Origin of the sequence: Celeribacter persicus, from assembly GCF_003050785.1 — a bacterium.
GTDB lineage: Bacteria > Pseudomonadota > Alphaproteobacteria > Rhodobacterales > Rhodobacteraceae > Celeribacter > Celeribacter persicus.
The window spans coordinates 1-6,280 of record NZ_QAOH01000050.1 but is presented as its reverse complement, the minus strand read 5'-3'; the positions used below and the strand labels follow the sequence as shown (position 1 = coordinate 6,280).

5 protein-coding genes are annotated in these 6,280 nt (G+C 62.1%); 3 read left to right on the top strand and 2 right to left on the bottom strand.

The window, feature by feature from the left end; all coding sequences use genetic code 11:
* The 3 genes from C8N42_RS20695 to C8N42_RS20685 form a co-directional block, all read left to right on the top strand.
* Positions 1-1,656, top strand: a 1,656-nt coding sequence (locus C8N42_RS20695; RefSeq protein WP_245890326.1) for a tyrosine-type recombinase/integrase, incomplete at its 5' end; no start/stop codon positions are given.
* Positions 1,635-2,564 (top strand): tyrosine-type recombinase/integrase, encoded by a 930-nt coding sequence (locus C8N42_RS20690; RefSeq protein WP_229861871.1) that lies wholly within the window; start codon positions 1,635-1,637, stop codon positions 2,562-2,564. The genes C8N42_RS20695 and C8N42_RS20690, both read left to right, overlap by 22 nt.
* Complete coding sequence (locus C8N42_RS20685) at positions 2,561-3,565, top strand: tyrosine-type recombinase/integrase (protein ID WP_028095547.1); 1,005 nt, start codon at positions 2,561-2,563, stop codon at positions 3,563-3,565. Before C8N42_RS20690 ends, C8N42_RS20685 begins: the two co-directional genes overlap by 4 nt.
* Positions 3,566-3,604: 39 nt before the next feature.
* On the opposite strand, the gene C8N42_RS20680 is transcribed toward C8N42_RS20685, so the two are convergent.
* Positions 3,605-6,016 carry a TOTE conflict system archaeo-eukaryotic primase domain-containing protein gene (locus C8N42_RS20680; protein WP_245890325.1) on the bottom strand — a complete coding sequence of 804 codons (2,412 nt, stop codon included), beginning with the start codon at positions 6,014-6,016 and terminating at the stop codon, positions 3,605-3,607.
* Positions 6,017-6,038: 22 nt separating this feature from the next.
* The coding region (locus tag C8N42_RS21805) for a hypothetical protein (protein ID WP_211309236.1) at positions 6,039-6,280 on the bottom strand (242 nt) is incomplete at its 5' end.

Sequence of the window (6,280 nt, the reverse complement as noted above, 5' to 3'; positions counted from 1 at the left end):
AACATAATATGCCGCGTCAGCATTATGCTGAGTTCGGGGCTTCAAGCTGTTGTTCTGGTGATTCATTTTCAGGTTTCCGCTTTGGATAATCATGATGCCTCTGCTCTCAACCGCAGAAGGACATCTTCCATGAACTCCCCCTCGAACTCTCCGCTCGCCGACCGGGCCGGCGCCGACGAACTCGCTCTGGTCCGCGCCTATTTCGCGGACAATCCACGGCTTTCGGCAGGCGCGCTGAGCGCCGCCCGGCATTTCCTGAAGTGGGCACGCGCCCGGAAGATCCCGATCAGAGATTTCGATGCATCAGCGGTGGACAAGTTCTTGCGCCATCGCTGCCGCTGCGGCCGCTACAGCCCTGCGCAACTGCGCAAACCTGTCTACGCCACCGATACGCGCAGGTTCCTGAGCTATCTCGAAGCCACCGGTTTGGTCATGATTGCCGATGATGTCGCGCGGCTCGGGCAATATCTGGAGGCCTATGCCGGGAAGCTCAGCGCCGCCGGTTACAGCAAGGTGACGCATTCGATGCGACTGAGTCAGGCGCGCCATTTCGCGGAATGGGCGCGGCAGATGCGTGTTTCGGTTCGTGGAATCGACGAGGCCATCATTGTCCAATTCGCGCATCATGATTGCCGTTGCGGGATCAAGACCAAGCGCGGTAAACGGGTCGAGGGTTCCGGCACCTGGGGTCGTCGTCGTGGCGCTCGTGCTTTTGTCCGGTTCCTGCGGGAAGAGCGTCTGATCCCCGCAGAAGCGCGTGACTGCATTACCGCCTACGATCCGCGCCTGACCGAGTTCTCGGAATGGCTGCGCCGCGAACGTGGGGTGACGTCAGAGACTCTACGGCGTTATTTGAACGAAGCCGGCCGCTGGCTGGAACGCCTGGGCGCAACCCCGAAGGATTACAACGCGGCGGCAATCCGGTCTATCGTTCTGGATCAGGGCGAAGAGCGTTCCCGATCATCTGTGCGCATGACGGTCACCGTGCTGCGCTCCTTCCTGCGATTCACCATCGTTCAAGGTCAATGCTCCCCGTCGCTTCTCCATGCGGTGCCACCCGCTGTTCGGCGCAGGCTTTCGACCGTCCCGCGCACCATACCCACCGCGAAGATCGAAGAGATCATTGCCTCCTGTCGCACCGATACGCCCGTCGAGATACGGGACCGTGCCATTCTCCTCCTCCTCGCCCGGTTGGCCCTGCGCGCGGGAGACATCTGGCAACTGCGGCTGTCCGATATCGACTGGCGCGCGAGCCGCTTGCGATTGCACGGCAAGGGTAGACGCGGAGAGATGATGCCCCTGCCGCAGGATGCAGGCGATGCGCTGCTGGCCTATATCGAGGATGTGCGTCCGGTGGTCGCCACGGACAGGATTTTTCTCCGAACCCAGGCACCGTTCACTCCGCTGCGATCCGCTGCCGAGATCGCCGGGATCGTTTCCCGTGTCCTGAACCGGAGCGGTTTTACTGGCTTGCCGACCGGCTCACATGTCTTTCGCCATTCGTTGGCGTCGGCCTGGTTGCGCGGTGGTGCGGATCTTGACCAGATCGGTGTCGCCCTCCGCCACACCTCGCGCGATACCACCGCGATCTACGCCAAGGTTGATGTCGAGATGCTGGCCGGCGTGGCTCAGCCATGGCCGGGGTGCGCATCATGATGCATCACCATGTCGACCGCTTCGTCCAACTGAATCGTGCCCTTGGAATGAAGTTTGCCGCGCAGGAGACATCCTTGCGCGCCTTCGCGGATTTTGCCGCGGAACGGTCCATCACGCACGTGACGGCGGCGTTGATACTGGAGTGGGCCGGTGGCGCATCGACGCCGGATGCCGCGCGGGCCCGGTTTGATCGCGCTCGCGCGCTGGCGGTGTTCCTGCATGCGGAAGATGCGCAGCACGAGATTCCGACTATGGGTCTGCTGGGCCGTTCACGACGCCGGCGACCTGCTCCGCATATTCTGACGCAGGACCAGATCAGTCGGATCATGCAGGAGGCGCTGCTGGTGCCCGGCCTGACGCCGATCAGCCCTCTGACCTACCACAACCTGTTCGGGCTGCTTGCCTCGACAGGCTTGCGGATTTCGGAGGCTTTGTCCCTCCGGCGCGACGACCTGACGGAAGATGGTCTCATGATCCGGAAGGGAAAGTTCGGCAAGAGCCGTCTCGTGCCCATACATGCCTCGACCCGCGCCGCGCTGGAACGGTATCTCGAAGCCCGCTGTATCGTGCGCAATGCTGGCGACGATCTTTTCGTTCTGGGTCATGGCCGCGCTCCAACGGCGACCAGGGTTTACGTGGTCTTTGTTCGGATCGTGCGGAAGCTCGGCTATCGCAACCCGACAGGTCCCGGCCCCCGGGTGCACGATCTGCGCCATACATTCGCGGTGCGATCTCTGGAAGCTTGCGGGAATGACCCGCAGGCTGTCTTGCGGCACATGAAGGCCCTGAGCACCTATCTCGGCCATGTCGATATCGCCAACACCTATTGGTACCTCGAGGCCACGCCGGTCCTGCTGCAGATGATCGCGTCGACCGCCGAAGAGACCTGGATCGGAGGTGCCGCATGACCCCGCTCGCTCCCGACCTTTCAGCCTTCCTGCAAACCCACCTCCCGGGCGAATGCGGAGCAAGCCGACATACCATCGCGGCCTATGCGCATGCATTCACCCTTCTCCTGCGGTTCGCCGCCGAACGGCTCAAGCGTTCCCCTTCGGAACTTGCCATCGAAGACCTTGATGTGCAGATGATCAGGGCGTTCCTTGACCATATCGAGGAAGGGCGTGCCAATTCCGTCCGGTCCCGCAACGCGCGGCTGGCGGCAATCAAATCGTTCTTCCGTTTTGTCGAACATCGCCACCCGGCATGTCTTGAGCAGGCAATGATGATCCGGGCCATGCCGATCAAGCGGACAGATGCCAAGCTTATCGACTACCTGACCAAGGAAGAAGTCCGCGCCTTGCTTGCCGCGCCGAACCACCACACGCCGGGCGGTTTGCGCGACCGGGCGATGCTGCATCTGGCCTATGCCGCGGGGCTGAGGGCGTCCGAACTGCTCGCGGTGCGAATGGGCGACTTTCCCGCAGGGTCGTTTTCCAGCGTGCGGATCCTGGGCAAGGGGCGGCGGGAGCGCATCCTGCCGCTCTGGAAAGAGACCCAGGCCGCCATTCGCACGTGGCTGGCCGTCCGCCCAGGCGATGCGGGGCCGGAGTTATTCCTGAGCCGCGACGGCCGCAGGATGACGCGGGACGGGTTCGCCTTTAGGCTCAGGCAACACGTGGCGACCGCCGAACGCTCGGCACCCTCGATTGCCGCCAAGCACGTGACCCCCCATGTGCTGCGGCACAGTTGCGCCATGCACACGCTTCAGGCCACCGGCGATATCCGCAAGGTCGCGCTCTGGCTCGGCCATGCTAGCATCCAGACGACGGAGATGTATCTGCGCGCGGACCCGACCGAGAAGCTCGCGCTCTTGGATGCCCATCACGCCCCGCTGATCAAGCCGGGTCGGTTCCGGGAACCCTCGGACAAGCTAATGCAGGTCTTGGCCGTCGCCACACAGAGATCCTGACCGACCGGGCAGAATTGGCGTCCCGCTTTCGGCGGGGCGCTATTCCATCACATAGCCAAGGGCCCGATAGCCCGTTCGTCGCTTGGCGGCCATTCTGGACAGGACGGGCACCGAACTGTCGACATAGTCGACCACCAGCACGTCTTTCTTTTCGTCATGCCGCCGATGCAACCTGCCGACATATTGCGCCAGCGTGCCTTTCCAGGCGATCGGCATCGTCAGGAACAGGGTGTCGAGCCGGGCGTCATCGAAGCCTTCGCCGATATAGCGTCCTGTCGCGAGGATCAGCCGTTCCTCGTCGTCATCGACATTCAGCGCCGCATGCGCGGCCTTCCGATCCTTTGCAGACATGCCGCCACGGAGCACGACGATGTTCTTCGCAAATCGGGAGAACCGCTGATGAAGATGCTCGAGGTGATCCTTCCGCTCGGTCAACACGATCGGCGAGCGTTTGGCCTCCAGTGACTTCAGCACGTCGTCGAAGATCAGATCGTTTCGGGCCTCGTCCTCCGCCAGAGCGGCATAGATCGCGGGCATTGACGGGCGCTCGGCCATGGCGAGGGCCTCTGGCAGCCGGAATCTCGTGTGACGTTCCCGCGCCCGATGGTGAATGCCGCTTTCGGCGGCCTGTGATTTGGCGCTCACTTGATGGCGCACCGGACCGCATTGCATGAAGATAATCGGGTGATGCCCGTCTTTTCGAGCGACCGTTGCCGACAATCCCGTGACATAGCGCGCCTTCGATCTGCGGGCCACAAGCTCAAAGCTTGCAGCGGACAGGTGATGGCATTCATCGACAACGAGGTGACCGTAATCGGCTACGACGTCGTCAACTTCGCCTTTGCGAACCAGGCTCTGGATCAGCGCCACGTCGACCACACCGGTGGGTTTGCGCTTTCCGGCGCCGATGGTGCCGATCTGCTTCGGGTCGATCTGCAGAAAGGACCGAAGGCGCTCGACCCATTGGCTGAGGAGTTCGCGACGGTGGACCAGAACTAGCGTATTGCGGGCACGATGTGCGATCAGCGCCGAGGCCACGACCGTCTTGCCGAATGCAGTCGTGGCGGCAAGCACGCCGGTATCGTGTTCGGCCAATTCGTCAAGCGCTCGCGATTGCTGCTGGCGAAGTTCGCCACGGAAGTGAACCGTCCCCGGCAAGCGGGTTCCGTCTTCGCGCAAATCGTCCAGATCGGCTGTCGCACCGTGATCGGACAGGAACCCGATCGCTTCGTCGAAGCTGCCGCGCGGCAGGGCGACGTGTCGGGGATGCAGTTCGGCACAGGACACAATTCGCGGCTTGCCGAATGTCGGCAACCGCATCGCCTGCGCACGATAGAATTCAGGGTTCTGGAACGCGGCCAACCGCACCAGTTGGGCAATCATGGCCGAAGGCAGCTCCGAACGGTCGATATAGATCTGGTCTGCGACCGTCACCTTGATGGTCGGTGGAACGGGAACATCGAGGCGGCGCGGCGTGCTGCGGCGCGAGGGGGGCATTTTCCAGGGTTCGTCCGCCTGTTCGTCATCCACCGGCATGCGGACGCCCAACACCCGCCCGGAAAGCTCTGCCGCTTCGACAAGGTCGGTCACCGCCGCCGCCGACATTCTCGGCAGGGAGGACAAATAAGCCCACTGATCGGCAAAAGGCCGCATGTCCGTGTCTACAAAGACGCTGTTGCCCGTCTTGCGCGCAGTGTTCTGGAGCGGCAGTGCGATCAGATTCCCGAAGCCGCCGAGCGGCATGATATCCTGGTTTGGAAACAGCCGGTCATAGGAAGCAAAGCCGATTTCCGGCCGCCTTTCCATCGTTTCCGTGATCAGGACCGACCCGAGCTGGCGCGCCAGACGGGCGGCGACCGGTTCGGAGAAGAAGATCCAGACATGACCTCCGTTCCCCGACCTCGATCGTTCCAGCGCTGCGGGAACTCCCTTCACCCGGCAGGTTTCGAGCAAGGCATTCGCGTCATCCGTCCAGGATGCCTTGTCAAAATCCGCCGCCAGGAACCAGCATGTATCACCGGGCAGCAGCGGATAGACGCCGGCGACAAAATCTCCGCTTCGGCCATCATCACCGCGCAGGTGTTTTTCCATGATGCTTTCGTCCGGCGGGATGAACTTCTGATGGGGGCATTCGCCACATTTGACCTTCGGCTTGCCGCAGATGCCCTTCACCCATTCGTTGGCACAAGCAGGCGAATATCCTGAGCGACCGGTCTTCCTGTTTTCCCATCGCACCGGGAATACGTCAGGCCGACCGGCGAACAGGCGGCGGAACAGATCAACCTTTTCGTGCGACGGCGAGGCATTCGTGACGGGGGCGTTGTCGAAGGAAGGCTGTTTCACTGCCAGCGCATGCTCTGCAGCGAGGTGAGCCTCGAGTGCCACCATCTTGCGCTGAAGCTCACGCTGCTCGGCATCCAGATCTGCCAGACGCGCTCGAACCCGCGCCAAGTCCGCCTCTATGTCGCTCTTTTCAGCCACCCGCGATTTCCACCCAGTCTCTTCCGTCCCGCCCAGCATAAAGCGCGGAAGAGACTGGCGTAAGAAGGTCTGCATGGCAGCCGAGCGGAGAGTTCGAGGGGGAGTTCATGGGGGATGTCCTTCTGCGGTTGAGAGCAGAGGCATCATGATTATCCAAAGCGGAAACCTGAAAATGAATCACCAGAACAACAGCTTGAAGCCCCGAACTCAGCATAATGCTGACGCGGCATATTA

Coding starts and splice junctions, on each gene's coding strand:
- C8N42_RS20690 (WP_229861871.1), top strand. CDS start 1,635: ATGGCCGGGGTGCGCATCATGATGCATCACCATGTCGACCGCTTCGTC.
- C8N42_RS20685 (WP_028095547.1), top strand. CDS start 2,561: ATGACCCCGCTCGCTCCCGACCTTTCAGCCTTCCTGCAAACCCACCTC.